Annotated in this window: 1 protein-coding gene; it reads left to right on the top strand. The window is 41.3% G+C overall.

Annotation, left to right across the window (positions count from 1 at the left end; translation table 11 throughout):
* On the top strand, nt 1-281 hold a 281-nt coding region (locus EZM65_RS15400), incomplete at both ends, for a condensation domain-containing protein (RefSeq protein WP_136669448.1).

The raw sequence follows: 281 nt of genomic DNA, 5'->3' as shown, positions 1-281 counted from the left end.
ATACGGGACAAACAGATCTTATTGTGGGTACTCCGGTTGCAGGAAGAGAACATCCAGACCTGGAGAATCAGGTAGGATTATACCTTAACACGCTGGCTGTACGCACCCAGTTAGAAGAACAAAATACGTTTGTTTCCATTTTGGAAAAACAAAAGCAAACGCTTTTAGGTGCTTATGAACACCAACAGTATCAGTTTGACGAACTGGTAGGCAAACTAAACCTAAAGAAAGATACAGGCCGTTCAGCTTTGTTTGATGTGATGGTTGTGTTTCAAAACCAT

This window comes from Flavobacterium sp. H122 (genome assembly GCF_004959765.1).
In the GTDB taxonomy this organism is placed as follows: Bacteria; Bacteroidota; Bacteroidia; order Flavobacteriales; family Flavobacteriaceae; genus Flavobacterium.
The sequence above is the reverse complement of the archived record's forward strand: the minus strand, read 5'-3'. Positions and strand labels throughout refer to the sequence as shown.